The sequence below is a fragment of the Shinella pollutisoli genome, assembly GCF_024609765.1.
In the GTDB taxonomy this organism is placed as follows: Bacteria; Pseudomonadota; Alphaproteobacteria; order Rhizobiales; family Rhizobiaceae; genus Shinella; species Shinella pollutisoli.
In genome coordinates this window covers 1-24,255 of the sequence record NZ_JANFDG010000028.1, presented here as the reverse complement: position 1 = coordinate 24,255, position 24,255 = coordinate 1, and the positions used below count along the sequence as shown (strand labels likewise).

Genomic DNA, 24,255 nt, shown 5'->3' with positions numbered 1-24,255 from the left:
GACGGCGCACAGGCTGCCATTTTCGTTGCCTGGGAGACATCCTGTGCGTACCTTTCCTGCAAGAGGGAAAAGCCGCATGAAGACGAGCATCACCACGAGCGCAACGCGCCCACCCGACCGCAGCCGCCACTGGCACGAGGCCATCGCCTCGGCCTATTTCCCGCTCGACCTGCGCTTCCGCGACGCCGACCGGTTCTCCGGCGACCTGACGACCTGGAAGTTCGGCGACGTCTCGATCTCGCGGCTGACCTGCGACGCGCTCCAGTACCTGCGCCTGCCGCATCATTTCCGCGGCGCCCGCGAGGAGGAATTCCTCGTCACGGTGCCGGCACGGGCCGAGGTGTTCTTCTCCCAATGCGGCCGCGAGGTCAAATGCCGGCCCGGCGGGTTCTTCCTCGAACGCAGCAGCGAGCCCTACCGGTTCAGCCATGCCGAGCCCGCGGACATGTGGGTGCTGAAGGTGGAGGCCGATGCGCTCTCCGGCCGCATGCGCGCGCCCGACCGCTTCTGCACGCTGCAGTTCGAGGCGAACAACGGCGCCGGCGGCCTCTTCACCGACATGCTGCATCTCCTGCCGGGCCGCTTCGACGGGATGACGCAGGAGACGAGGACGACGGTCGGCCGGCAGCTCGTCGACCTGCTGGTGCTGGCGATCAAGGCGGACGAGCGGGTGCTGACCTCGGGCAATTCGACGGTGCGCAGTGCCCATCTCGCCCGCATCGAGACCTACGTGCGCGCCAACCTCCAGGATTTCCGGCTCGATCCCGAGCGCATCGCCCGCGCCTGCGGCATCTCCACCCGCTATCTGCACGAGCTCTTCAGGGACACCGGCGAGACGGTGCGAAGCTGGATCCGCCAGCAGCGCCTCGCCGCCTGCCGCGAAGCGCTGGAAGATCCCGACAACGTCCAGACGGCCGCCGAGATCGCCTATAGCTGGGGCTTCGGCGACCAGACCCAGTTCTCGCGCGTCTTCAAGGCGCATTTCGGCCTGCCGCCCGGCGAGTTCCGCGAAAGGGCGCGCAACGGCTGACCACCCGTCGGGAACCCGTTCACGCCGCGCGAAAACTCCGCCACGTCGCCGCACCGCCGACCGGCCATGCCTGCATCCGGCCCTATTGACTATTCGTTCAATGAAATCGACTAGGTTGAAACGAATTGACCTCGACCAGTCGGATAACGGCATGCACGGCGCGACTTTCCTGCTTATCGTCAATTTTTCGATAGGCCTTTCCTTCGCCGCCGCCTTCGTGGCCTTCGCCGGGCGATCCGACGTCAGGCTGGGCTACTGGTGCGCCGGCGGATTTGTCGCCGCGGCGACGACGGTCGCGATAGAGGCGTTCGCGCCCTACATCCCCTGGGAAAGGCTGACGTCGTTCCTCTCGTTCACGTCCTTTCTCCTCGCCCTCACCCTGATCGCCGCCGGCCTGTGGCGGCACTACCGGCCGGACGGCCGCCTGTCGGGAATCGGGGCGCTCTTTCTCCTGTCGATCCTGTCGCATCAGGCGGTGATCTACGATCTGCCGCGCGACTCGATCCTTCATGCCTTCGCCTATCAAGGCTCCTCGGTCCTGATGGCGGCCATCGCCGCCGCGGCACCGCTCGCAAGCCGGCGCAGGCGGCCGATCGACCGGGCGGTCGGATGCGTGCTTGCCCTCTGCTCCGTTCAGTTCCTCTTCAAGGCAGGGCTGGCGACCGCGATCACCACGGGGCAATCGGTGCACACCTATATCGTCAGCACCTATGCCCATCTTTCGCAGACCATCGGCGCCATCCTGTCCCTGCTGCTCGGCCTGAGCCTGCTCTGCCTCGTCATCGTCGAGGCCATGGGCAAGGCCGCCGCCGCGGCGCAGATCGACGCGCTGTCCGGAGCGCTCACCCGCAAGGGGTTCCTGGAGGAAGGCCGCAATCTCCTGAAGGCGGCGACACCGTCGGCGCCCTGCTGCTTCGTCATGGCGGACCTCGACCATTTCAAGTCCGTCAACGATCGCTTCGGACACGCCGCGGGCGACGAGGTCATCCAGCATTTCGGCGGCCTCCTCACGCGGCTGGCCTCCGGGCAGGGTGTCTGCGGGCGCCTGGGCGGGGAAGAGTTCGCGGTCCTGCTGGAACGTTGCGACGAGGGCAAGGCGAGGCTCTTCCCGCAGGCGCTCATGTCCGCCATGGCGCAGCACGAGTTCCGCCTCCTTCCGGCGGGCAGCCGCGTCACCGCGAGCTTCGGGGCGGTCGTCTGCCATGGCGGCGGCACTCTGGACGAGGCCATGCGCGTGGCGGACAATGCGCTCTACGCAGCCAAGCGCGACGGGCGGGATTGCTGCCGGTTCCACGAGATCGAGACGGCTTCGGCCACGGACCCACAGGCTCTCGTCGCATCACGTTGACGGCGGCGAAGGCATGCCGGGTCAGGCGGCGCGGGCTCCGAGCGCCCGCATCCTCGCAAGCCATTCGCGCCGCGTGGCATCGCTCACGCCTTCCACCATGCCGAACAGCGTCTCCCGCACCGGGCTGATGCCCACGAAGTTCAGGATGTTGCGCCGCATGCCCGCGACGCCATGGCCGAGATACCAGAGCCGGTAGAAGAATGCCGGCATTCCCATGGTCACGACCACGCGGGCGGAACGCCCCTTGAGCAGGGTCTTGGCGAAGCCGCCCTTGCCCGCCTCCGGATAGGCGAAGGCCACGCCGGGGCGCATCACCTGTTCGAGAAAGGCCTTCAGCAGCGCCGGCATGGTGCCGAGCCAGAGCGGAAAGACGAAGACGATATGCTCGGCCTGCCTAATCGCCTGCACCGCATCCTCCAGCGTCGCCGGCATGGAGTGCGCCGCGAATTCCTCCGCCGTCCGCAGCAAGGGGAAATCGAGCGTGGCGATGTCGATGGACCGGACCGCGTGCCCGGCGGAGCGGGCGCCTTCGGCATAGCTCTCGGCAAGCGCCCTGCACAGCCGCTTCGGCCCAGGGTCGGGATGGCCGACGATGATGAGGATACGGCGCGGCATGGCGGTCTCCGTGGCAAGGCTCGATCAAACGCTTCCGCCCGCGGCGGCGCCTTGACGCCGGTCAAACGATCCGCCGGTTCCCTGCGCGGCGGCGTTCGCGGGCGAAGAACCAGTGCTTCGCCGCTTCGGATGCCGCCAGATAGGCAAGCGTGATCGCGACCAGGCCGGCGACGACCGGCAGGGGCAGGGGGACGAAGCCGAACCAGTCCGCACCCGGCAGATAGGGGATCGCCACGGCGAAGAGGCCGACGGCCAGCGTCAGCCAGGAAAGCAGCGCGCTCGGACGGCTTTTCCAGAAGGGCTTGCGGGTGCGCACGACGAGCACGATGGCAAGCTCCGTGATCAGGGATTCGACGAACCAGCCGGTCTGGAAGACCTCGGCCACGGCCCCGGCGACGAGGAGCAGGAAGGCGAAGGTGATGAAATCGAAGACCGAGCTGATCAGGCCGAACGTCACCATGAAGCGACGGACATAGGCGATGTCCCACCGGCGCGGCGCGCGGACCTGATCGCGGTCGACGCTGTCGGTGGCGATCGCCAGCGAGGGCACGTCCGACAGGAAGTTGTTGAGCAGGATCTGCGGCGCCAGCAGCGGCAGGAAGGGCAAGGCGAGCGAGGCGAAGGCCATCGAGATCATGTTGCCGAAATTCGCGCTGGTGGTGATCGAGATGTATTTCATCGTGTTGGCGAAGGTCCTGCGGCCGTCGTCGACCCCGCGCAGCAGCACGCCGAGGTCGCGCTCGAGCAGGATCATGTCGGCGGCCTCGCGCGCCACGTCCACCGCGCCGTCCACCGAAATGCCGACATCGGCCTCGTGCAGCGCCGGCGCATCGTTGATGCCGTCGCCGAGATAGCCGACGACCCGGCCGTGCCTGCGCAGCGCCGCGATGATCCGTTCCTTCTGGTTCGGGTCGATCTCGGCGAAGATGTCGGTCCGCATCACGCGCCCGAACAGGGCTTCCTTCGTCAGCTTGCCCAACTCCGCGCCGGTGAGGATGCGGCGATGGGGCAGGCCGATGGTTTCGGCAAGATGCGCGGCGACGTAGCGATTATCGCCCGTGATGACCTTCACCTTGATGCCGCGCCCGGCGAGCGCCTTCAGCGTCTCCGCCATGCCCGCCTTGGGCGGATCGAGGAAGAGCAGGAAGCCGGCGAAAGCCAGGTCCGCCTCGTCCTCGTGCCGATAGGCGGCGCGGGCGGGGAAGCGGCGCACCGCAAGGCCGAGGACACGATAGCCCTGCCCGCTCCATGTCCGCACCCTGTCATCGATGGCGCTCGCCTGCGCCGCGTCCAGCGGCACGGAGCCGCCTGCGACGAGAACGGAGGAGCAGGCCTCGACGATCGCCTGCACCGCGCCCTTGCAGATCATCAGGTCGTCCGGCTGGTTCGAACGGCGGACGATCACCGAAAGCCGCTTGCGGATGAAGTCGTAGGGGATCTCGTCCACCTTGGCGTAGCCCGCCAGATCGTCCCGCTCGCCCTTCCCGGCGGCGATGGCCTCGTCGAGCGGGTTCGCCATGCCCGCCTGCAGCGTGGCGTTGAGGAGCGCCCAGAGCCGCACCTGCGGCGCCGCGGCGCCGGCAGCATCCAGGCAGGCATCGAGATGGATGACGCCCTCGGTCAGGGTGCCGGTCTTGTCCGTGCAGAGCAGGTCCATGCTGCCGAGGTTCTCGATCGCGTCGAGCCGGCGCACGATGACGCCGCTCTCCGCCATGGCGCGGGCGCCGCGCGCAAGCGTCACGCTGATGATCGCGGGCAGGAGTTCCGGCGTCAGCCCCACCGCCAGCGCCAGGGAGAACAGCAGCGAATCCACCGCCGGACGGTGCAGCAGGAGATTGGCGAAGAAGACGAGGATGACGATGACCAGCATGATCTCCGTCATGAGATAGCCGAAGCGGCGGATGCCTCGCGCGAACTCCGTCTCCGGCGCCACATGCGCGATCGCGGCGGCGATCGCGGCGAATTCGGTGTGGACGCCGGTCTTCGCCACGGCCATGGTCGCCGTGCCGCTGCGCACCGAGGTGCCGGTGAAGACCGCGTTGGTCCGCTGGCCGATCTGCGCGTCGGGCGCCGAAACGCCGGTCGCCTTTACCACCGGGAAGGTCTCGCCGGTCAGCGCCGCCTCGCTGACGTTGACGTCGCGGGTCTCCAGCAGGATGCCGTCGGCGGGGATCAGGTTTCCCGCCGAAAGCCGGACGATGTCGCCCGGCACGATCTCGTCGACGGAAAGGGAGACCTCCCTGCCGTCGCGCAGCACCAGGGCCTTCGGGGCGATGCGGGCCGTCAGCGCCTGCATGGCGCGCGAGGCGCCGTATTCCTGCGTGAAGGACAGGGCGCAGCTCGCCAGAACGATGACGGCGATGATGACCGCCTCGCTGCCCTCGCCGACGAGACCCGACACGACGGCCGCGAAGATGAGGATCAGGACCAGCGGGCTGCGGAACTGACGCAGGAAGGCGGCCGCCGCCGACGTGCCGCCGCCGGGGCCGATCGTGTTCGGGCCCGCGTCCCGCAGGCGGGCCCTTGCCTCGCCGGAGGAAAGGCCGCTCTTGCGCGTGCCCAGCCGGGCCAGCAGCGCGTCCGCGGGGACCGCCCAATAGGCCGGCCCGGCATCGGCGGACGGCGACGAGGAAAGATCCGGCTGCATGCGCTTTTCTCCCGCCGTGCGAGAATGCCGTCGTCAGCTCGACATGAAGCGGTTGAGCCGCAGTTCGTCGAGCAGCGAACGGGTCACGCCGCCGAAGGCCCATTCGCGCAGGCGGCTGTGACCGTAGGCGCCCGACACGACGAGATCGGCATCGTGCCCATCGATGAATTCGAGCAGGCTTTCGCTCTCCTGCGAACTCTCGATCGCTTCGCTGCGCGCCGCTATCCCGTGGCGCGCGAGGAAGGCGGCGACGTCGGCGATGCCCTCGCGCGCCCAATCGTCGATGGTCGGCGCCACCGTCACGACGGCGACGTCCTCGGCGGTCCGCAGCAGCGGCACCGCATCCATCACCGCGCGCCGCGCCTCCCGCGTATCCTTCCAGGCGACGACGACCTTCCGGCCGGGCGGCTGCGGCGCGTCCGCGCCCACGACCAGGAGCGGGCGGCCCGCCTGGAGGACGACGCTTCCCGGATCGGCCGCGCGCGCCCTGTCGCCCGTCGCGGCACCGCGCCGGGCCTGGGTGATAATGAGGTCGGCGGCCCTCGACGTCTGGACGAGCGCGTATGTCGGACCTTCCGAGGCGCTGCGCCATTCGGTCTCGACCGCGCCCGCGACCAGCTTCTCGAACTCGCCGCGCAGCTCCTCGAAGCGGCGCCTGTCGTCGTCCCGCATCTGCTGCATGACCTCCGCGGCCAGCGCCGCGCCCTCGGGGCCCGTCACCGGCAGATATGCATCGGCAGCGCAGAAGCCGATCAGCCTGGCGTCCGAGCGCAGCGCCAGCCCGGTCGCCGCCGTCACGACCGGAGCGATCGGCCCGTCGATATCCAGGTTCACGAGAATGGATTTGTAGCTCATTTCACCGTTTCTCCGTTCTATTCGCATTCGTCAAACGACAGGCATCCCATGCCGGTCAAGCGAAGGTCCCTGCGGCCTTCACGCCTCCACCCACGTTCCGCGCGTTCCGGCGACGATGTCCGCCGCATCCTCGAGCCGTCCGATCGCCGCCGCCCTGCCCGTGCGGGCGAGCTCGATCGCCGCCTCGACCTTCGGGCGCATGGAGCCGGCGGGAAAATCGTCCGGCGCAAGCTCCGATGCGTTCACATGCCCGAGCGGGCGGGCCCGGGGCGTGCCCCAGCCGGCATAGACCGCATCGACGTCGGTCAGCATCAGGAGAAGGTCCGCGCCGAGCTGCCGCGCCAGGAGCGAGGAGGCGAAATCCTTGTCGATGACCGCCTCGATGCCGGCGAGGCTGCCGTCCTCCAGCTCCACCACCGGGATGCCGCCGCCGCCGGCGCAGATGACGATGACGCCGCGCTCGACGAGGAAGGCGAGCACCTCCGCCTCGAGGATCTCCACCGGCCTCGGCGAGGCGACGACGCGGCGCCACTTGTCGTTGTCCGGCGCGATCTGCCAGCCCCGTTCCGCCGCCAGCCGGCGGGCTGCGGCTTCGTCATAGACGGGGCCGATGGGCTTGGTCGGCGCGGCGAAGGCGGGGTCGCGCGGATCGACCCGCACCTGCGTCAGGAGCACGGCGAAGAGCCTGTCCCTTATGGCATTGCCGAGCTCCTGCCGGAGGACATAGCCGATCATGCCGGCGCTTTCGGCATCGAGCACGTCGAGCGGGAACGGCGCATCCGGGGTGGCGGCCGCCTGGAGGGCGAGCAGGCCCACCTGCGGCCCGTTACCGTGGGTGATGACCAGCGAATGGCCGGCGGCGACGAGCGCGGCGAGCACGGCCGCCGCCCGCCGGATGTTGGCGCGCTGGTTCTCGGCCGTCATCGGCTCGCCCCGCCGCAGGAGGGCATTGCCGCCGAGAGCGACGACGATCCTCATCTCAGGTGCCGATGGTGGCGAGGAGGATCGCCTTGATCGTGTGCATGCGGTTCTCCGCCTGGTCGAACACGACCGACGCGGCGGATTCGAAGACCTCGTCCGTGACCTCCATGCAATCGATGCCGTAGTTGCGCGCTATGTCCTCTCCGACCTCGGTTTCCGTGTCGTGGAAGGCCGGCAGGCAATGCATGAACTTGGTGTGGGGATTTTCCGTGGCCGCCATGAGCTCGCGGGTCACGCGATAGGGCGTCAGCAGCTCTATGCGCTCGCCCCAGGCGCTTTCGTTCTCGCCCATCGAAAGCCATACGTCGGTGTAGATGAAGTCCGCCTCCAGCACGCAGGCCTTCACGTCCTCGTCCACCCGGAAGCTGCCCCCGCTCGCCTCGGCCATCGTGCGGACATGGTCGCAGAACGCCTCGTCCGGCCAGAGCGATCGGGGCGAGGCGATGCGCATGTCCATGCCGACCTTGGCGGCACCGACCGCAAGCGACTTCGCCACGTTGTCCCGGCCCTCGCCGACGAAGGCGAGCGTCACGTCCGACAGATGCTTGTGGGTGAACTCGCGCATCGTCATGAAGTCGGCCAGGACCTGGGTGGGATGCGCTTCGTCGGTGAGCCCGTTATAGACCGGCACGCCGGCATGGGCGGCCAGCACATCCGCCTGATGCTGGCTGAAGCCCCTGTATTCGATGGCATCGTACATCCGCCCGAGCACGCGCGCCGTGTCCTTCATGGATTCCTTGTGGCCGATATGGCTGCCGGAAGGACCGATATAGGTGACGTGCGCGCCCTGATCGTAGGCGGCGACCTCGAAGCCTGAGCGGGTGCGGGTGGAATCCTTCTCGAAGATCAGGGCGATGTTCTTGCGGGAAAGATGCGGCACCTCCGTGCCGGCCTGCTTCGCCGCCTTGAGATCGGCGGCAAGGCGCAGCAGGTAGCGGATCTCCGCACCGGAGAAATCGTCCAGCGTCAGAACGTTGCGGCCATGCAGGTTGACGGGCATGTCCTTTCCTCCTGGATCAGACCGGATCGCGCGCGATCGGGCAGGTCATGCAATGGCCGCCGCCGCGGCCGCGGCTGAGCTCGGCACCCTCCACGGTGATGACCTCGATGCCGGCCCGGCGCAGCAGGGTGTTGGTATAGACGTTGCGATCATAGCCGATAACCACGCCCGGTTCGACGGCGACGACGTTGTTGCCGTCGTCCCATTGCTCGCGCTCCGACTCGTAACTGTCGCCGCCGGTGGAGACGATGCGCAGCGTCGAAAGCCCCATCGCCTCCTTCACCACCTCGACGAAGGGCCTTGTCTCCTCGACCACGTCGACGGCCGCCTCGCCCTCGCCCGGCCGCAGCGAGAAGGTGCGCAGCCGCTCCACTACCGGCGGGTACATGGTCGCGAGATCCCGGTCGCAGAAGGTGAAGACGGTGTCGAGATGCATGAAGGACCGGTCGCGCGGCATCAGGGCGGCGACGACATGGGTCGCCGCGCCGGCCGCAAACAGGCTGCGCGCCAGCCCGCCGACCGCCTGCGGCGTCGTGCGCTCGCCCATGCCGACCAGGACGACGCCGCCGCCGACCGGCATCACGTCACCGCCCTCCAGGCTGACGCCGGGACCGGGAGTGTCGGGCGAGACGAAGGGCAGGCCGGCGTCGCGGAAGCGCGGATGGAAGCGGTAGACGGCCTCCACATTCGCCGCCTCCGGCTTGCGCGCCGGCCAGAACATGGCGTTGACGGAGACCGAGCGATAGATCCAGCAGGAGCTGTCGCGCATGAAGAGCTGGTTCGGCAGCGGCGGCAGCACGAAGTCCTGCGGCAGCAGCGTCCGGCCGGTCAGCCCGGCCGGCTGGAAGGGCAGCTCGGCGCGGGCGATGCCGCCCACCAGCAGCAAGGCGAGCTGGTCGGCCGGCATCTCGTCCAGCCAGCCGCGCAGCTCGTCCACCATGTCGTAGCCGACGACAGAGGCGTCGACGCGCCGGTCGAGCAGCCAGTCGCGGCCCTCCGGCAGGGCCATGGTCTCGGCCAGCAGCTCGCCGAAGAGATGCACCGTGACGCCCCGCTCGCGCAGCGCATCGACGAAGACGTCGTGCTCCTGCCGGGCGCGCTTGACCCACAGCACGTCGTCGAACAAAAGCGCCTTGCAGTTGTCGGGCGTGAGGCGGCGGAGGCTGAGATCGGGCCGGTGCACGATCACCTCGCGCAGCCGGCCGACTTCGGAATGGGCGCCAAGAGCAGCCATGACGGTTCCTTTCGACGGACAGGTTCAAAGGGCGCTGACGGCGCCGGTCCACATCGCGTAGGCGGCGTAGAGGCCCACCGCGACCAGGGCGGCGGCGAGGACCGCCTCCACCGGGTGGAAGACGCGCTCGCCGTTCTCCCGCCGCGCCCAGACGAAGAAGACGATGCCGGGCGCATAGAGAATGGCACACATGAAGAGATAGGAGAGGCCGGCGGCATAGACGAGCCAGAGGCCGTAGACCGTCGCCAGGAGGCCGATCAGCATGGGGCCGTTGCGGCTCTCGCCGGCACCGTAGCTTTCGCCGGTGATCGCGAGCTTCGCCGCGTAGGCGCCGGAGAAGATGTAGGGCACCAGGATGGCGGCAGACGCGATGTAGAACAGCGCCTGGTAGGTGCTCTGCGCAAACAGCGTGATGACGAGGAAGCCCTGCACCAGGAGATTGGTGATGAGAAGCGAGGTGGAAGGCACGCCGCGCTCGTTCTCATGGCCGAAGAACCTCGGCATAGTGCCGTCGCGGCCGGCGACATGCGGAACCTCCGCCGCAAGCAGCGTCCAGCTCAGGAAGGCGCCGATGACCGAGACGACGAGCGCCAGGTTGATGAGCACGGCGCCCCAGGGGCCGACGACCGCCTCGAGCACGCCCGCCATGGACGGGTTCTTGAGCGCTGCGAGCTCGGGCTGGCTGAGGATGCCCACCGACAGCAGCGAGACCAGCGCATAGAGCGCGAGGCAGGTCAGGAAGCCGAGCACGGTGGCCGTGGCGATGTCCTTGCGCCGCTCGGCACGCGCCGAGAAGACGCTCGCGCCCTCGATGCCGATGAACACCCACAGGGTCACCAGCATGGTGCTCCTCACCTGGTTCATGATCGAGCCGAGGTCGGCATTGCCGAGGCCGGTGAAATCGGCGTTGAAGACGTCCACCTTGAAGGCGACGGCGACGATGCCGATGAACAGCACGATGGGCGCGATCTTGGCGACGGTGACGATCATGTTGACGATCGCCGCCTGGCGCACGCCGGCCATGATGAGGAAATGGATCACCCAGAGGAGGACGGACGCGCCGAGCACCGCCTGCCAGGTGTTCCCGTCGCCGAAGGCCGGGAAGAAGTAGGAGAGCGCGCTGAAGACGACCACCGCATAGGAGACGTTGCCGACCCAGGCGCTGATCCAGTAGCCCCATGCGCTGTTGAAGCCGATGAACGGCCCGAAGCCCGCCTTGGCATAGGCGTAGGGGCCGGCATCGAGCGCCGGCTTGCGGGTCGCCAGCGACTGGTAGACGAAGACCAGCGCCAGCATGCCGACCGCCGTGATGGCCCAGCCGATCATGATGGCGAGCGGCCCGGCCCCGGCCGCCATATTCTGCGGCAGGCTGAAGACGCCGGAGCCGACCATGGAGCCGATGACGAGCGCCGTCAGCGCGCCCAGCCGCAGCTTGGTCTCTCTTGTCGAAACGGATGTCGGGGATGCGGAAGGAACATCTGCGGCAGTCATGGCTAGTCTCCCGGAGTTCAGCAATTCGGTAAGAATGCGCCCGATCCGCGTGCATTGCTTTGACCAGCGTCAAATCCCCGGTGCGACAATCCGTGCATGATCGGCAGCCGTCTTCCCGCGAAGATCACCTGCGATGCGGGCCGGTCCGCAGGTCGACGGCAGGCCTCGGGACAGAAAGCCGCAGCCGTCCGAGGCGGCTGCCACAGGCGGAGGCGCCGCGTGCACGGCATGTTCCGGTGTTTAGTTTTCTCACCTTCCCGCGGCGCGGAGCGGCGCATTTCGCGGGAGGGAGGCAACGCTTCCGTATAAGAATCAAGATGCCTCTTCCGCCTCGTTCCTCCGGGTCGGTCAATATACTCACCACGGACCGTCCCACCGCTTGCCTGAGGCGGCCGGCGTGCATCACAGTGAGCCCAACGAATAAGGTGGGAACGAAGAGGAACAGCCTCGCCGGCAGCCGTGCTGCAGCAAGGCACGACACGTGCTTCCGCTTATCCGTGGATTGCCTGGCTTTCCGGAAGGATACCCTTCCGTAAGCATCTTCTTACACTCAATCTCCGGGGAGAGAGAACTATGCAACGGTGGATGCCCTTCTCGCGAACGAATTTCGATCCCTCGCGCCGCGAATTCAACAAAAAGCTCGCGGCCCTCGGCCTGGCCGCCGTCAGCATGCCGGTCCTCGGCAGGGCGGCCTTCGCCGCGCCGACCATGACGGCGATGACCTACACCAACTACCACGTCAAGGGTCTCTTCCCCGCCTATGCGGACAAGTACGGCGACATTCCCAAGGTCTCCTACATGTCCGACGACGAGGACGCGTTCCAGAAGCTGCGCGGCGGCTTTCCCGCCGACACCGCCCATCCCAACACGTCGTCGATCCGCCGCTGGCGCGACGCCGAGCTAATCCGTCCGATCGACACGGGCAAGCTGTCGCACTGGGCCGACATCTTCGACGAGGTCAAGGCGGTGAAGGGCATCACGGACGGGAGCGAGACCTTCGTCTGCCCCACCTGCTGGGGCAATGCCTCGATCATCTACCGCACCGACCTCGTCGACGAGGCCGACATCGCCGATCCGAGCTGGGCGCTGCTCGCCAATCCCAAGTACCAGGGCCGCGTCGCCGCGGGCACCATCCTGGAGGAGCTCGTGCTGCCGGCCGCATTGCGCGCCGGCGTGCCGCAATCGGAGATCTTCTCGATGACGGACGAGCAGATCGCCGCGACAAAGGAAGTGCTGCGCGCGCAGCACGGTAACCTGCGCTACTACTGGTCGAGCCTGACCGACATGGAGCAGGGCCTCGCCTCCGGCGAGCTGGTGGCCGCGGTCGGCTGGAACACTTCTGTCAACTCGCTCAAGAAGCAGGGCGTTCCGGTCGCCTATCTGCAGCCGAAGGAGGGGATTCTCACCTGGCTCGACGGCGTGGTCCGCACCACGCAGGGCAAGGCGAGCGACGACGAGGTCTACGACTTCATGAATGCCTGGATCGCACCGGAAGCCGGCAAGTACCTGATCGAGGAGATCGGCTACGGCCACACCAACCGCAAGTCATTCGAGATCGCCTCGGCGGAGAAGAAGCAGCAGCTCGGCCTCGAGGAGCCGACCAGCAACCTGTCCAAGGGTATCTTCTTCGAGGAGATAGACGGGCCGACGCGGGAGAAATATTCCACGATGGTGGAAGAGGTGAAGTCCGGCTTCTGAGGCTTCCGTGCTCCGGCATGGACCCGGCAAGCTCAATCACGAGAAACGGTATCGATGTCCGGCAACGAGAAGAACGACCGCCCGTCGTATCCCCTGAACTGGCTCTCGGCTGCAGAGCAGGTCGAGGGATACGGCCGGGGCCTGTTTTCGCCCTGCGAGGTGCTCGAAGCGAGCCTCGCGCGCATCGAGGACGTCAACCCGGTCCTGAATGCCTTCTGCCTCGTCGACGCGGAGGGCGCGCGCAAGGCGGCGGAAGCGTCGGCGGAGCGCTGGCGGGCGGGACGCCCGCTCGGCGGCCTCGACGGCGTGCCGGTGGCGATCAAGGACCTCACGCCGACGGCGGGCCTTAGAACCGCCTTCGGCTCCCGCCTGTTCAGGGATCACGTGCCGTCCGAGGACGCCGTCGTCGTCGAGCGGTTGAAGACTGCGGGCGCCGTCGTCGTCGGCAAGACGACCACGTCCGAATTCGCCAATGCGAGCGTCACCGACAGCCCGCTAACCGGCGTGACGAGAAACCCGTGGAACCCCGGCCGAACGAGCGGCGGGTCGTCCGGCGGCTCGGCGGTCGCCGTCGCCACCGGCTGCGTCGCGCTCGCGGAAGGGTCGGACATGGGCGGATCGGTCCGCATCCCGGCGAGCTTCTGCGGCGTCGTCGGCCTGAAGCCCGCATTGGGCCGCATCCCTTTCGGCATCCTGCCCAATCTCTACGATCCGCTCGCCCATCACGGCCCGATCGCCCGCACCACGGCGGACGCCTTCGCCTTCCTGTGCGCGACGAGCGGACCGGACGACCGCGACCCCCTCTCCCTGCCCGCCGACCCGGACCTCGCCCTGCCGATGGCCGGGGACCCCCGCGGGCTGCGCATCGGCTTCTCCCCGGACCTGGGCTTCCAGTCGGTCGAGGACGACGTCGCCGAGAACGCGCTGTCGACGGCGCGCGATCTCGAACGGCAAGGCGCGCTCCTGACGGAGGTCGACCTCGCGCTCACGCCCGAGCTCTACGACGCGGGCTACAAGATGTTCGCCGTCAACATCCACGAATGCTACGGCCGTTTCGAGCGCGACCATGCCGCGGAGCTCGACCCGACGCTGCTGCAGTTCTTCGATCTCGCCCGCAGCCTTTCCGCCGCCGAGCTTGCCCACACGCAGATCGTGCTGAGCGACGGCTGGCGGAAGATCGCCCGGATTTACGAGACCTGCGACGCGCTGCTGCTTCCGACCATGCCGCGCACCGCGACGCCGGTCGGCCGGACCGAGTTCGACTATTCCGGCACCGACGACAGGGGACGCGCCATCTTCTTCGACATGACGCTGCCGTTCAACCTGTTCGGCCGGCTGCCCGCCGTGAGCGTGCCCTCGGGCCTCGGGCGCGACGGCCTGCCGACCGGCCTGCAGATCGTCGCGGGCCGCCACCGGGAGCGGCTGGCGCTTTCGATCGCGACAACCGTCCATGACAGCGCGGCATGGACCGGGCGCCTCAGCCGCCTCGGTCCCTGGACGCTCCCGCCCGCAGGAGGCAAGCTTGACGACTAGGACCATCTTTGCGGCCAGCGGCTCGCGCCAGGGTCTTCTCCTGACGGCGCCCGCGGTTCTCGTCGTGTCGGGCATCGTCGCCTTCGCGTTTGCGAGCCTCGTCTGCTACAGCATCTGGACGCAGACCTATCTCGACATGGACCATACCCCGACCACCCTGAACTACCAGCGCTTCTTCCGGGAGCCGATGTTCCTGTTCCTGCTGGGCAAGTCGCTGCTGATCGCGCTCGGCGCCTCGGTGATCACGGTGCTCGCGGCCTATCCGGTCGCCTATTACGTGTCCTTCAAGGTCCAACGGCGCAAGCTGCTCTGGATCACCATCCTCACCCTGCCGTTCTGGATGAGCTATCTGCTCCGGGTCTTCTCCTGGAAGCTGATCCTCGGCTACAACGGCATTCTGAACACGGGCCTCGGCACGCTCGGCCTCATATCGGCCCCGGTCGAGGCGCTGCTCCACAACAGCTTCGCAGTGGTGCTGACGCTCACGCATTCCTGGGCGCCCTTCGCGGTCGTGCCGATCTTCCTGTCGATGGAGCGGATCGACCGCTCGCTGTTGCAGGCGGCGGCCGATCTCGGCGACACGCCGCTCCAGGCCTTCCGCCGGGTCGTCTGGCCGCTGACGCTGTCCGGCGTCTTCTCGGCCGGCATCCTGATCTTCATCCCGACGGTCGGAGACTACGTGACGCCGCAGCTCGTCGGCGGCACCAGCGGCATCATGATCGGCAACCTGATCTTCGCAATGTTCACCAAGCTCAACAACTGGCCGCTCGGCAGCGCCATCGCGCTGATGTCGCTTCTCGCCATCGGCCTGATCGTCTTTGCGGCGTCGCGGCTCCTCGGCGTCCACAAGGTGGAGGTGAAGTGATGCTCCGTTCGTCCGGCTCCCGCCTGCTCAAGCCCTATGCCTTCCTCTACATCGCCGCGCTCTATTTCCCGATCCTGCTCATCCCGCTGTTCTCGTTCAACGATTCCATCTACGTGGCGCTGCCCCTCAAGGGCTTCACCTGGAGCTGGTACGAGCAGCTCTTCCAGACCCCGGCGCTCCTGTCGGCGCTCTCCAACAGCGTCGCCGTCGGGATCGCGGCGAGCATTGTCGCGACCGCGCTCGGCCTGTTCTGCGCGCTCGGCGTGACGATCTACGATGCGCCCGGCAGGACCTTCGTGACGATGACGGTCGCCGCACCCGTGGCGATCCCCTTCATCATCCTCGGCATCTTCATGCTGCTGTTCTTCAACGGGCTCGGCATGCCGCTGTCGCTCGTCACCGTCTCCATCGCCCATGTCTTCCTGTGCATCCCCTTCGCCTTCCTGACGCTCGCCGCCCGGCTGCGCGGCTTCGACCGCAACCTGTTCCTGGCCGCGAGCGACCTCGGCGACAACTGGTGGATGACCTTCTTCCGGGTGACGCTGCCGATCTGCTGGCCGGCGATCGTCTCCAGCCTGCTCCTCTGCTTCACGATATCGCTGGACGAGTTCATCCTCGCCTTCTTCGTCTCCGGCACGGACGCGACCCTGCCGGTCTACATCTGGGGCGAGCTCCGCTTCCCCGACAGGCTTCCGGTCATCCTCGCCCTCGGCAGCTGCATGCTGACCTTCACGGTGCTGGTCATCCTCGCGACCGAAGCCCTCAAGGCCCGCTCCGCAACCAATCCCGCACAACAGGACGCGCAATGATGTCTGGCAACCACCATATCCGCATCGAGGGCGTGTCGAAGGCCTATGGCAGCTTCGTCGCCCTCAAGGGCATCGACCTCTCGATCGCGAAGGGGGAGTTCTTCTCCCTGCTCGGCCCCTCCGGCTGCGGCAAGACGAGCCTGCTCAAGATCCTCGGCGGCTTCGAGGCGCCGAGCGCGGGCGACGTCATCATCGCCGGCACGCGCGTCAACGACGTGCCGCCCTACCGGCGCAACACCAACATGGTGTTCCAGAGCTATGCCCTCTTTCCGCATCTCGACGTCTACGCAAACATCGGCTACGGCCTGAAGCGCCGGAAGGCGAGCGAGGCGGAGAAGCGCGCCACCATTGAGGGCCTCATCGACCTGATGCAGTTGAAGGGCCTCGAGAACCGCAACGTCGAGAAGCTCTCCGGCGGGCAGAAGCAGCGCGTGGCGCTCGCCCGGGCGCTGGCGCTGAAGCCGGAGGTGCTGCTGCTCGACGAGCCGCTCGGCGCGCTCGACAAGAAGCTGCGCGACGAGATGCAGAAGGAGCTGCGCGCCATCCAGCAGCGCGTCGGCATCACCTTCGTCTTCGTCACCCACGACCAGGAGGAGGCGATGGCGCTGTCGGACCGCGTGGCGGTCCTCTTCGACGGCAGGATCGCCCAGGTCGACACGCCGAGGAACCTCTACAACCGGCCGAAGAGCGTCGACGTCGCCCAGTTCATCGGCACGATCAACCTGTTCGACGGCGTCCTCCGATCGGCCACCGGCGGGCGGACGACCGTCGAGAGCCCGGACTTCGGCACGATCTCCGTCGCTGAGCCGGCTCCGTCCACCGCTTCCGGCAGGCTCCGGATGGCCGTCCGGCCCGAGCAGGTCGCCATCGAGGCCGCCGGCGCCGCCGCGGCCCCGGGCCGGATCGCGGGCGAAGGCACCGTGACGGCGCTCTCCTTCCGCGGCGACCGCAGCTATGTCGAGCTCGCCCTGAAGACCAGCGGCGCGCCGCTCAGCGTGGTCGTGCCGAATGTCTCCTCAAGCCAGGTGCGAAGCCTCGACGTCGGTACGACGGCCGGCTTCTCCTTCGCCGCCGAGGATCTCCTGCTTCTGGAATGAACCGCCCGGCGCGAGCCGGCGGCTTCCGGACTGCTGACAAAATCCGGAAATCTCTCCTCCATCGTGACCGGCCTTGACCCGATCCTCGGCTCAAGGCCGAGGGTGACGACAGGGCGGACGAAAGATTTGACGACAAGCAGAAACCGCCCGGCGCGAGCCGGGCGGTTTCTTCTGTGGGCTGCCTTTAAGGATTCAGCCGGCGGCGGCGAACTGTCCGGGGCTGAGACGCAGGGCCGCGGCGCGGCGATGGCCTTCCATCCCTTCCGTCGCGCTCTGGCGCGCCGCCGGCGGGGCGACGGCGGCGACGCCGCGCTCGTCGAGCCACTGGTGGGTGCAGATCTTGACGTAGGAGCCGACCCAGAGCCCGCCCGTATAGCGTCCGGCGGCCATCGTCGGCAGCGTGTGGTTGGTGCCGCAGCACTTGTCGGAATAGACGACGCTCGCAAGCTCGCCGATGAAGAGCGAGCCGTAGTTGCGCAGCTTCGTCGCCGTCTCCCTGGCGTCGCGGGTATGCACCTCGAGGTGCTCGGCGGCGATATGGTCGGAATAGGCGATCATCGCCGCCTCGTCCGCGCAGACCGTGATCTCGCCGTAGTCGCGCCAGGCGGCGCCGGCGACGTCGGCGGTCGGCAGGTCCTTGAGCTGCCTTTCCACCTCGGCTAGCGTCGCCTCGGCGAGCCTGCGGTCGGTGGTGATGAGGCCGACGCGGGTGCGCACGTCGTGCTCGGCCTGGGCGAGGAGGTCGGTGGCGATCATCGCCGCGTTGCCCGTCTCGTCGGCGACGACGAAGATCTCGCTCGGGCCGGCGAGCTGGTCGATGCCGACCTGGCCGAACACCTGGCGCTTGGCCTCGTTCACATAGGCGTTGCCGGGGCCGACGATCTTGTCGACGGCGGGGATCGTCTCCGTGCCGTTGGCCATCGCCGCGATCGCCTGGGCGCCGCCGACCCGGAAGATGCGGTCGGCGCCGGCGAGATGGCAGCCGGCGATCATGGCCGGGTGCGCGTTCGGCGGCAGGCAGGCGATGACCTGGTCGCAGCCGGCGACCTTGGCCGGGACGATCGTCATCACCGGGGCCGAGAGAATCGGATAGCGGCCGCCCGGCACATAGCAGCCGACGACCTCGATCGGGATCACCCGGTGGCCGAGATGTAGGCCCGGCAGGGCATCGATCTCCAGCGGCAGGATCGTGCCGAGCTGCGCCTCGGCGAAGGCGCGCACGCGCGCGATCGCGAATTCCGTGTCTTCCCGCGTCTGCGGATCGAGCTCGGCGACGGCCTTCCGCTTCTCCTCCTCCGTCACCTCGAAGCTGGAGACGTCTGCCTTGTCGAAGGCGACGGAATAGTCCCGCACGGCCGCGTCGCCGCGTTCGCGGACATTGGCGATGATGTCCTTGACGGTCTGCTCGATCGACGCGGTATCCGAAACCGCATCCCTTCTCGGCGATTTGATCTGGGTGAATTTGCCCTTGAGGGCAGCGAGCCGCGACGTCATAGAGGCCTCCTTGCATGTCGGGATTGGCGCCAGCATCCGCCAAGCGGCGCGCTCCGGCAATTGCCCGCCGACCGCATGTTTAGTATTTTCACCGCTTCGGAACGGACCGGCCGGGAGACCCCTCGCCTCCATCCTCAGGAAGGGACCATATGCCCAAGATCGGCAGCAAGCTTCGTGAACTCCGCCGTCGCCGCGATCTGGGCGTGCGGGAACTGGCGGCCCGCTCCGGAATCTCGCACTCCACCATATCGCTCATCGAACGGGACAGGATGAGCCCGTCGATCGATACGCTGGGCGCCGTGCTCGATGCGCTCGGAACCACGCTGCCCGGCTTCTTCTCCGACCTGCAGTCGAGCCTGCCCTACACGCCCTTCTATGCAGCGCCGGACCTCGTGGAGATCGGAAAGGTCGAGACGATCTCCTACCGCGTGATCGGCCTCAACCATCCGAACCGGCAATTGCTCATGCTGCACGAGAAATATGCGGTCGGCGCGGATTCGGGCGAGGAGTTCACGCATGCGGCGCAGGAGGCCGGCATGGTTCTTTCCGGCGCGGTGGAGGTGACCGTGGGAAGCCAGAAGCGCGTGCTGAAGGCCGGCGACGGCTATTATTTCGACAGCCGCCTGCCGCACCGCTTCCGCAACGTGCATGACGGTCAAAGCGAGATCCTGAGCGCGATCACGCCACCGACCTACTGACCTTCCATGCGCACCGACCGGTGGTGAGTATAGTCACCGGCCGGCGCGGTTCCCCGCATTATGCCGCCCGTCGTCCTCCGATCGCGCGATACTCGGCGGCGATGCAGGCCCCGGCTTCGCCGCGGCGGGACCGCCCGCGCAATCCGGCGGGACGCTAGCGCAACTGCCGCGCCACGGCTTCCTCGGACTGCGCGTGCAGCGCCCAGAAATCGCGCACCTGCCGCCCGGCCAGCCGGGCTTCCAGCACGGCAAGATGCGCATGCCAGCCGCCGCCGAAATTCGCCATCGGGCCGGGGCCGCTGATGCCGCTGTGGGTGAGCACCAGCCGCGTGCGCTCGCCCGCCTCGAACAGCTCGAACAGCGCCGTGCCTTCCCTGCCTTCGTCCCAGCTGATGGCGAAACGGCGCGGAGGGTCGTACTCGACGATCCGCTCGCGGCCGATCGCCCCCTTGTATTCGGCGTATTGCGCGGGATAGGGCACGTCATCCGCCGAGAGATCGTCGTGGTCGAAGACCAGCTCGATCTCTCCGCCGACGCGCGGATCGATGCGGCCGCCGGCGAACCATTGCCTGCGAAGGTCGGGCTCGGTGAGCCAGCGCCAGACGGTCTCGACGGGCGCGTCGAGCAGACGTTCCATCCGGATCGTATCCGGTGCGATGCGTTCGATGTCGATCATGGTCTTCTCCAATAGGCGCGTGAGGCCGTCGAGGATCATCGTCCAGCCGCTTCGGACCTGCGGCGCATGCCCGGCCCAGGCCGCCTCCATCTCATGCGTGAGCGTCAGGGTGCAGCCGGCGGGCGTCGCGGCGATGTCGATCGAGACGCGCGTCCGCTTGCCGTCGTCCGAGGGATCGGCCGAAAACAGGAACACGAGGCGGCGCGGGCGATCGATCACTTCGAAACGCAGCCGATGGCGCACCTCGCCTTCCGCGCGTCGCTCGACGATCAGGGCCTCGCCGCCGACGCGGGCATCGATCTCGACCCGCTTCATCTCGCCTGCCGGCGTCGCGAACAGGAAGCGGGATGCGTCGGCCGGATCGAGCCAGGCGTCGAAGATGCGATCGGCGGGAGCCGCGAAATCGCGCGTCAGTGTGAGGATCACCGGACCGCTCATGGGAGGTTGACCTGCCAGGAGATGCCGAAGCGATCGGATATCCAGCCGAACCTGCGGCTCCAGCCGTAACTGTCGAGCGGCATCAGCACCTGGCCGCCTTCGCCGAGGGCTGCGAACAGCCGCTCGGTCTCCGCCTCGTCGGCGCAGTCGAGGAAGAAGGAGAAGGACGGCGTGAAGTCGAAGCCATGCGTGATGAAGCTGTCATGCGCCATCACCGGCTGGCCGGCGATCTCTGCGTGGGCGCGCAACAGGGTGCCCTCCGGGCCGGGGCCGTCGGGGCCAAACCGCTCGAGCGAAACGATGCGGCTGCCGGGAACGGTCGCGACGTAGAAATCCAGCGCCGCCTCCGCCTTGCCGTGCTGGAACATGAGAAAAGGCGTGGCTCTGGCCATTTCGTCCTCCCTGATCAGGCGCGCATGTCGACGATCGGAACGAAGCCGCCGAAGATCATGCGCCTGGGGTCCATGATGTCGGCCTCGCCGGAATCGGGCCGGAGGCGCGGATCGGCGGCGAGCGTCTCGTTGCCCTTGTCGCGCGCCTCCTTCGACGGCCACTCGACCCACGAGAAGACGACCGTCTCGCCCTCCTTCAGCGCAACCGCGCGCCCGAGGTCGGTCACCTCGTCAGCAGGCACGTCGTCGCCCCAGTTCTCGACCACGCGCACCGCGCCGTGCTCGATGAAGATTTTCGCAACGCGGACCGCCATGGCGCGGAACCGCTCGCGGTTGGCGTTTGGAACGGCAAGGACGAAGCCATCGATATAGGACATGATTCTCTCCTAACTGCGGGACTTCTCGGCCTCGATCAGCGCTTCGAGTCTGTCGAGCCGGACCGTCCAGAACGTCTCCCACTGGCGCAGCCAGAGGTCGGCCCGGGCGAGCGGCTCGGGCCTCAGCCGGCAGAGCTGCATGCGGCCGACCTTGCGCCGCGCGATCAGCCCCGCCCCTTCGAGCACCTTCACATGCTTCGATGCACCGGCGAAGCTGATCGCGAAGGGCTGCGCCAGTTCGCCGATCGACTTTTCGCCGAGCGCGAGGCTTGCCAGCATGCCCCGGCGCGTCGGGTCCGCAAGCGCGTGGAAGGTCGTGTCGAGCTCTTGTTCAACCATGCGGTTGAGTATTGCATGATCGGCGGGATAGTCAACCGATCAGTTGAATTTTATCGCGATAGGGCAGGTACCGCTCCGGCGAACGGCTTCAGAAGATTGCACCTGCATGGTTGACATCTACCGTCATATTGCGTTGATATCAACCCAATAGAAGCGGCCGACCTGTGCCGGCGGGTCGACCCGCGATGCCGTGACGTCCGGCAAGAGAGGAAAAGACCATGAAGATCGTGACCAGCCTCAGCTTCCAGGGCCAGTGCCGGGAGGCGTTCGAGTTCTACGCCAGGGTCCTGGGCGGAAGGATCACCGCGGCCATGCCTTACGGCGACGCGCCTCCGGGCATGCCGATCACCGACGGGAAGTACAAGACCTGGCTGATGCACTGCTGGCTGGAGGTCGGCGACCAGGCCCTGATGGGCGCGGACATGGACGTCCAATGGGCGCCGAACATCGACAAGCCCAAGAACGGCTTCGACGTCACCCTGCACACCGGGGACAAGGCGGAGGGCTGGCGCTGGTTCGATCAACTGTCCGAAGGCGGCAAGGCGGTCATGCCGTTCGGCGAGACCTTCTGGTCGCCCGGTTTCGGCTCGCTGGTCGACAGGTTCGGCGTGCCGTGGATGATCAACGTCATACCGTCGGCCGGCTGGCAGCCGTCGCAGCCGCAGGGCTGATGCCACGAAAAATGTCGGCAGGAAATGAAGCCGATGTCGGTGCCGGCGGTGCCGGCACGTCCTTGGGGCATCGGCCGCGCCGGGAGGCGGGAGCGGTGCGGCAACATCCGGGAGATCGTCATGAACCATTCCTACCGCTGGGTGATCGTCGCGGCGGGCGGCCTGCTCGGCTGCGTCGCGGGCGGCGCCATGTTCTCGCTGCCGATCTTCCTCCGGCCGATGGCGGAGGACACGGGCTGGTCCGTCACCGGCATCTCGACGGCGATGACGATCGGCTTCCTCGCCATGGCGGCGGCCAGCATGGCGTGGGGCGGCCTCTCCGACCGGTTCGGGCCGCGCCCGGTGGTGCTCACGGGATCGGCCGTGCTGGCGGCAAGCCTCGCGCTTGCCAGCCGGGCGGGGTCGCTCGTCGAGTTCCAGCTGCTGTTCGGCCTTCTGGTTGGGGCTGCGACCGCCGCCGTCTTCGCCCCGATGATGGCGTGCGTGACCGGCTGGTTCGACACGCAGCGCGGCCTCGCCGTCTCGCTGGTCTCCGCCGGCATGGGCATGGCGCCGCTGACCATGGCGCCGCTCGCGGCGTGGCTGGTCACCGTCCACGACTGGCGCGCGGCCATGCTGATCGTCGCCGGCATCGCGGCGGCTCTGATGATCCCCGCGGCGCTGCTCGTGCGCCGGCCGCCCGCGCTGGAGGCCGGGCCGGACGCGATGATCGCCGACGAGCCGCAGCCGGACATGACCGTCCGGCAGGCTGTGCGCTCGCCGCAGTTCGTCATCCTGATGCTGGCGAACTTCTTCTGCTGCGCCACCCATTCCGGCCCGATCTTCCATACGGTGAGCTATGCCGTGACCTGCGGCATTCCGACGATGGCGGCCGTATCGATCTATAGCGTCGAGGGGCTTGCCGGCATGCTCGGCCGTATCGGCTTCGGCCTCGCGGGCGACCGGTTCGGCGCGCAGCGCGTTCTCGTCATCGGGCTGCTGGCGCAGGCCTTCGGCGTGCTTGCCTATATGTTCGTCTCCACGCTCGGTCCCTTCTATGCCGTCGCGGCTCTCGTCGGCTTCATCTATGCCGGCACGATGCCGCTCTATGCGGTGATCATCCGCGAGAACTTTCCGCTCAGGATAATGGGCACGATCATTGGCGGCACGGCGATGGCCGGCAGCCTCGGCATGTCGATCGGCCCGCTGCTGGGCGGCCTGATCTACGACCGTTTCGACTCCTACGCGCTGATGTACGTCGGGTCGTGGGGCATGGGGCTGGCGGCCGTGCTGATCCTGGCGACCTTCCGACCGTTTCCCGGAAGGCAGACACAACTGGCGGCGGCATAGGTAAAGCCTACCGATCAGCTTCAGCCAGCGGCGTGACGGGGAGGTCTCATCATCAGGGACATCGTCCCCATTCCCGTCGTCGGGGACGCAGGACTGCGCGCATTTTGTCCACTGGTTCAGGCGGACCTACCACGTGACGCCGGCGCGCTACCGCCGCTCGCACCGTGCCTTCGGCGTGCGTTGATGGGATGCGTGTTGGCCTGTGTTGTGTGGGGTTTGGTTTGGGCGTGCGTTTGCTTGCCGCCAGGAACGCCTTGAGCGAATGCGCCTTTAACGCAAAAACCCCTGCGGTTTGTTTCGCAGGGGTTTTTGTTTGATCTGGTTGCGGGGGCATGAGGACACAGAGACTTGTAACGTATCAGCTCCATACTGATTTGCGGCAATGGTTCCCACATTCACTATCAGCAGCCTGCAGAATGTACACTCTGGATACTGCTGTATAGGGGTTCACGGACTTCAGCTTACGCACGCTGGATGTCCGATTTGGGGCCGAAAGCAGGCTGGCCATATTGGGCGAGCAACCCGACAAAGCGCGCCCCTATTGAACTACCGTGGTGTCAGGCACATCGTAGATATGAACCGGCCCGGCTTTTCCGGAGACCGTTTGGTTTAAGTTATGCGGCCAATGCTGGCGCGTC

The 24,255-nt window shown here is 67.5% G+C and carries 22 protein-coding genes; 10 read left to right on the top strand and 12 right to left on the bottom strand.

Features of this window, described 5'->3' with window-relative positions:
- Positions 1 to 76: 76 nt before the first annotated feature.
- Together NNZ72_RS20155 and NNZ72_RS20150 are read left to right on the top strand one after the other, a co-directional pair.
- Positions 77 to 1,030: an AraC family transcriptional regulator gene (locus NNZ72_RS20155; protein WP_257317356.1), complete on the top strand. Its 954-nt coding sequence runs from the start codon at positions 77 to 79 to the stop codon at positions 1,028 to 1,030.
- Between the two features lie 151 nt (positions 1,031 to 1,181).
- Complete coding sequence (locus NNZ72_RS20150; protein ID WP_257317355.1) at positions 1,182 to 2,378, top strand: GGDEF domain-containing protein; 1,197 nt, start codon at positions 1,182 to 1,184, stop codon at positions 2,376 to 2,378.
- Between the two features lie 21 nt (positions 2,379 to 2,399).
- Here the strand turns inward: NNZ72_RS20150 and NNZ72_RS20145 are convergent, their stop codons facing one another.
- The 7 genes from NNZ72_RS20145 to arcD form a co-directional block, all read right to left on the bottom strand.
- Positions 2,400 to 2,993 (bottom strand): NAD(P)H-dependent oxidoreductase, encoded by a 594-nt coding sequence (locus NNZ72_RS20145; RefSeq protein ID WP_257317354.1) that lies wholly within the window; start codon positions 2,991 to 2,993, stop codon positions 2,400 to 2,402.
- Positions 2,994 to 3,054: 61 nt separating this feature from the next.
- Positions 3,055 to 5,640 carry a magnesium-translocating P-type ATPase gene (gene mgtA / locus NNZ72_RS20140; RefSeq protein ID WP_257317353.1) on the bottom strand — a complete coding sequence of 862 codons (2,586 nt, stop codon included), beginning with the start codon at positions 5,638 to 5,640 and terminating at the stop codon, positions 3,055 to 3,057.
- A 33-nt stretch (positions 5,641 to 5,673) separates the two neighbouring features.
- A complete protein-coding gene (locus tag NNZ72_RS20135) occupies positions 5,674 to 6,495 on the bottom strand; it encodes a putative universal stress family protein (RefSeq protein ID WP_257317352.1) in 822 nt (273 codons plus the stop codon).
- A 78-nt stretch (positions 6,496 to 6,573) separates the two neighbouring features.
- Positions 6,574 to 7,473, bottom strand: a complete 900-nt coding sequence (gene arcC / locus NNZ72_RS20130; protein ID WP_257317351.1) for a carbamate kinase — start codon at positions 7,471 to 7,473, stop codon at positions 6,574 to 6,576.
- A 1-nt stretch (position 7,474) separates the two neighbouring features.
- A complete protein-coding gene (argF, locus tag NNZ72_RS20125; protein ID WP_257317350.1) occupies positions 7,475 to 8,476 on the bottom strand; it encodes an ornithine carbamoyltransferase in 1,002 nt (333 codons plus the stop codon).
- Between the two features lie 16 nt (positions 8,477 to 8,492).
- A complete protein-coding gene (locus NNZ72_RS20120) occupies positions 8,493 to 9,710 on the bottom strand; it encodes an arginine deiminase (protein ID WP_257317349.1) in 1,218 nt (405 codons plus the stop codon).
- A 24-nt stretch (positions 9,711 to 9,734) separates the two neighbouring features.
- Positions 9,735 to 11,201 carry an arginine-ornithine antiporter gene (gene arcD, locus NNZ72_RS20115; protein WP_257317348.1) on the bottom strand — a complete coding sequence of 489 codons (1,467 nt, stop codon included), beginning with the start codon at positions 11,199 to 11,201 and terminating at the stop codon, positions 9,735 to 9,737.
- A gap of 573 nt (positions 11,202 to 11,774) precedes the next feature.
- Between arcD and NNZ72_RS20110 the strand changes: the two genes are divergently transcribed.
- From NNZ72_RS20110 to NNZ72_RS20090, 5 genes are read left to right on the top strand one after another with little or no spacing between them, the layout of a single operon-like run.
- Entirely contained in the window at positions 11,775 to 12,899 is a 1,125-nt protein-coding gene (locus NNZ72_RS20110; RefSeq protein ID WP_257317347.1) for an ABC transporter substrate-binding protein, read from the top strand.
- Positions 12,900 to 12,953: 54 nt separating this feature from the next.
- Positions 12,954 to 14,432, top strand: coding sequence for an amidase (locus NNZ72_RS20105; protein WP_257317346.1), 1,479 nt, complete (start codon positions 12,954 to 12,956; stop codon positions 14,430 to 14,432).
- On the top strand, positions 14,422 to 15,297 hold the full coding sequence (locus tag NNZ72_RS20100) for an ABC transporter permease (protein ID WP_257317345.1): 876 nt from the start codon (positions 14,422 to 14,424) through the stop codon (positions 15,295 to 15,297). Before NNZ72_RS20105 ends, NNZ72_RS20100 begins: the two co-directional genes overlap by 11 nt.
- Entirely contained in the window at positions 15,297 to 16,106 is an 810-nt protein-coding gene (locus NNZ72_RS20095; protein ID WP_257317344.1) for an ABC transporter permease, read from the top strand. The genes NNZ72_RS20100 and NNZ72_RS20095 overlap by 1 nt, the downstream gene beginning before the upstream one ends.
- Positions 16,103 to 17,203: an ABC transporter ATP-binding protein gene (locus tag NNZ72_RS20090; RefSeq protein WP_257317343.1), complete on the top strand. Its 1,101-nt coding sequence runs from the start codon at positions 16,103 to 16,105 to the stop codon at positions 17,201 to 17,203. Before NNZ72_RS20095 ends, NNZ72_RS20090 begins: the two co-directional genes overlap by 4 nt.
- 192 nt (positions 17,204 to 17,395) lie before the next feature.
- Here NNZ72_RS20090 and hisD read toward each other — a convergent pair whose 3' ends face one another.
- The gene (hisD, locus tag NNZ72_RS20085; protein WP_257317342.1) at positions 17,396 to 18,697 is read right to left on the bottom strand and encodes a histidinol dehydrogenase; all 1,302 of its coding nucleotides are present in this window, start codon (positions 18,695 to 18,697) and stop codon (positions 17,396 to 17,398) included.
- A 149-nt stretch (positions 18,698 to 18,846) separates the two neighbouring features.
- Here hisD and NNZ72_RS20080 point away from each other — a divergent pair, with 149 nt between their 5' ends.
- Positions 18,847 to 19,395 carry a cupin domain-containing protein gene (locus NNZ72_RS20080; RefSeq protein WP_257317341.1) on the top strand — a complete coding sequence of 183 codons (549 nt, stop codon included), beginning with the start codon at positions 18,847 to 18,849 and terminating at the stop codon, positions 19,393 to 19,395.
- Between the two features lie 154 nt (positions 19,396 to 19,549).
- Here NNZ72_RS20080 and NNZ72_RS20075 read toward each other — a convergent pair whose 3' ends face one another.
- From NNZ72_RS20075 to NNZ72_RS20060, 4 genes are read right to left on the bottom strand one after another with little or no spacing between them, the layout of a single operon-like run.
- Positions 19,550 to 20,509, bottom strand: coding sequence for an SRPBCC domain-containing protein (locus NNZ72_RS20075; RefSeq protein WP_257317340.1), 960 nt, complete (start codon positions 20,507 to 20,509; stop codon positions 19,550 to 19,552).
- Positions 20,506 to 20,901, bottom strand: a complete 396-nt coding sequence (locus NNZ72_RS20070) for a VOC family protein (protein ID WP_257317339.1) — start codon at positions 20,899 to 20,901, stop codon at positions 20,506 to 20,508. Before NNZ72_RS20070 ends, NNZ72_RS20075 begins: the two co-directional genes overlap by 4 nt.
- A gap of 14 nt (positions 20,902 to 20,915) precedes the next feature.
- On the bottom strand, positions 20,916 to 21,278 hold the full coding sequence (locus NNZ72_RS20065; protein ID WP_257317338.1) for a DUF1428 domain-containing protein: 363 nt from the start codon (positions 21,276 to 21,278) through the stop codon (positions 20,916 to 20,918).
- Between the two features lie 9 nt (positions 21,279 to 21,287).
- The gene (locus NNZ72_RS20060; protein WP_257317337.1) at positions 21,288 to 21,617 is read right to left on the bottom strand and encodes an ArsR/SmtB family transcription factor; all 330 of its coding nucleotides are present in this window, start codon (positions 21,615 to 21,617) and stop codon (positions 21,288 to 21,290) included.
- Positions 21,618 to 21,835: 218 nt separating this feature from the next.
- Here NNZ72_RS20060 and NNZ72_RS20055 point away from each other — a divergent pair, with 218 nt between their 5' ends.
- Both NNZ72_RS20055 and NNZ72_RS20050 read left to right on the top strand, forming a co-directional pair.
- The gene (locus tag NNZ72_RS20055) at positions 21,836 to 22,288 is read left to right on the top strand and encodes a VOC family protein (protein ID WP_257317335.1); all 453 of its coding nucleotides are present in this window, start codon (positions 21,836 to 21,838) and stop codon (positions 22,286 to 22,288) included.
- 120 nt (positions 22,289 to 22,408) lie between these two features.
- Positions 22,409 to 23,617 (top strand): MFS transporter, encoded by a 1,209-nt coding sequence (locus NNZ72_RS20050; protein WP_257317334.1) that lies wholly within the window; start codon positions 22,409 to 22,411, stop codon positions 23,615 to 23,617.
- Positions 23,618 to 24,255 lie beyond the last annotated feature (638 nt).

Bases quoted from the DNA above. Each gene is read 5' to 3' on its own strand.
- NNZ72_RS20155 (WP_257317356.1), top strand. From the start codon at position 77: ATGAAGACGAGCATCACCACGAGCGCAACGCGCCCACCCGACCGCAGC.
- NNZ72_RS20150 (WP_257317355.1), top strand. From the start codon at position 1,182: ATGCACGGCGCGACTTTCCTGCTTATCGTCAATTTTTCGATAGGCCTT.
- NNZ72_RS20145 (WP_257317354.1), bottom strand. From the start codon at position 2,993: ATGCCGCGCCGTATCCTCATCATCGTCGGCCATCCCGACCCTGGGCCG.
- mgtA (WP_257317353.1), bottom strand. From the start codon at position 5,640: ATGCAGCCGGATCTTTCCTCGTCGCCGTCCGCCGATGCCGGGCCGGCC.
- NNZ72_RS20135 (WP_257317352.1), bottom strand. From the start codon at position 6,495: ATGAGCTACAAATCCATTCTCGTGAACCTGGATATCGACGGGCCGATC.
- arcC (WP_257317351.1), bottom strand. From the start codon at position 7,473: ATGAGGATCGTCGTCGCTCTCGGCGGCAATGCCCTCCTGCGGCGGGGC.
- argF (WP_257317350.1), bottom strand. From the start codon at position 8,476: ATGCCCGTCAACCTGCATGGCCGCAACGTTCTGACGCTGGACGATTTC.
- NNZ72_RS20120 (WP_257317349.1), bottom strand. From the start codon at position 9,710: ATGGCTGCTCTTGGCGCCCATTCCGAAGTCGGCCGGCTGCGCGAGGTG.
- arcD (WP_257317348.1), bottom strand. From the start codon at position 11,201: ATGACTGCCGCAGATGTTCCTTCCGCATCCCCGACATCCGTTTCGACA.
- NNZ72_RS20110 (WP_257317347.1), top strand. From the start codon at position 11,775: ATGCAACGGTGGATGCCCTTCTCGCGAACGAATTTCGATCCCTCGCGC.
- NNZ72_RS20105 (WP_257317346.1), top strand. From the start codon at position 12,954: ATGTCCGGCAACGAGAAGAACGACCGCCCGTCGTATCCCCTGAACTGG.
- NNZ72_RS20095 (WP_257317344.1), top strand. From the start codon at position 15,297: ATGCTCCGTTCGTCCGGCTCCCGCCTGCTCAAGCCCTATGCCTTCCTC.
- NNZ72_RS20090 (WP_257317343.1), top strand. From the start codon at position 16,103: ATGATGTCTGGCAACCACCATATCCGCATCGAGGGCGTGTCGAAGGCC.
- hisD (WP_257317342.1), bottom strand. From the start codon at position 18,697: ATGACGTCGCGGCTCGCTGCCCTCAAGGGCAAATTCACCCAGATCAAA.
- NNZ72_RS20080 (WP_257317341.1), top strand. From the start codon at position 18,847: ATGCCCAAGATCGGCAGCAAGCTTCGTGAACTCCGCCGTCGCCGCGAT.
- NNZ72_RS20075 (WP_257317340.1), bottom strand. From the start codon at position 20,509: ATGAGCGGTCCGGTGATCCTCACACTGACGCGCGATTTCGCGGCTCCC.
- NNZ72_RS20070 (WP_257317339.1), bottom strand. From the start codon at position 20,901: ATGGCCAGAGCCACGCCTTTTCTCATGTTCCAGCACGGCAAGGCGGAG.
- NNZ72_RS20065 (WP_257317338.1), bottom strand. From the start codon at position 21,278: ATGTCCTATATCGATGGCTTCGTCCTTGCCGTTCCAAACGCCAACCGC.
- NNZ72_RS20060 (WP_257317337.1), bottom strand. From the start codon at position 21,617: ATGGTTGAACAAGAGCTCGACACGACCTTCCACGCGCTTGCGGACCCG.
- NNZ72_RS20055 (WP_257317335.1), top strand. From the start codon at position 21,836: ATGAAGATCGTGACCAGCCTCAGCTTCCAGGGCCAGTGCCGGGAGGCG.
- NNZ72_RS20050 (WP_257317334.1), top strand. From the start codon at position 22,409: ATGAACCATTCCTACCGCTGGGTGATCGTCGCGGCGGGCGGCCTGCTC.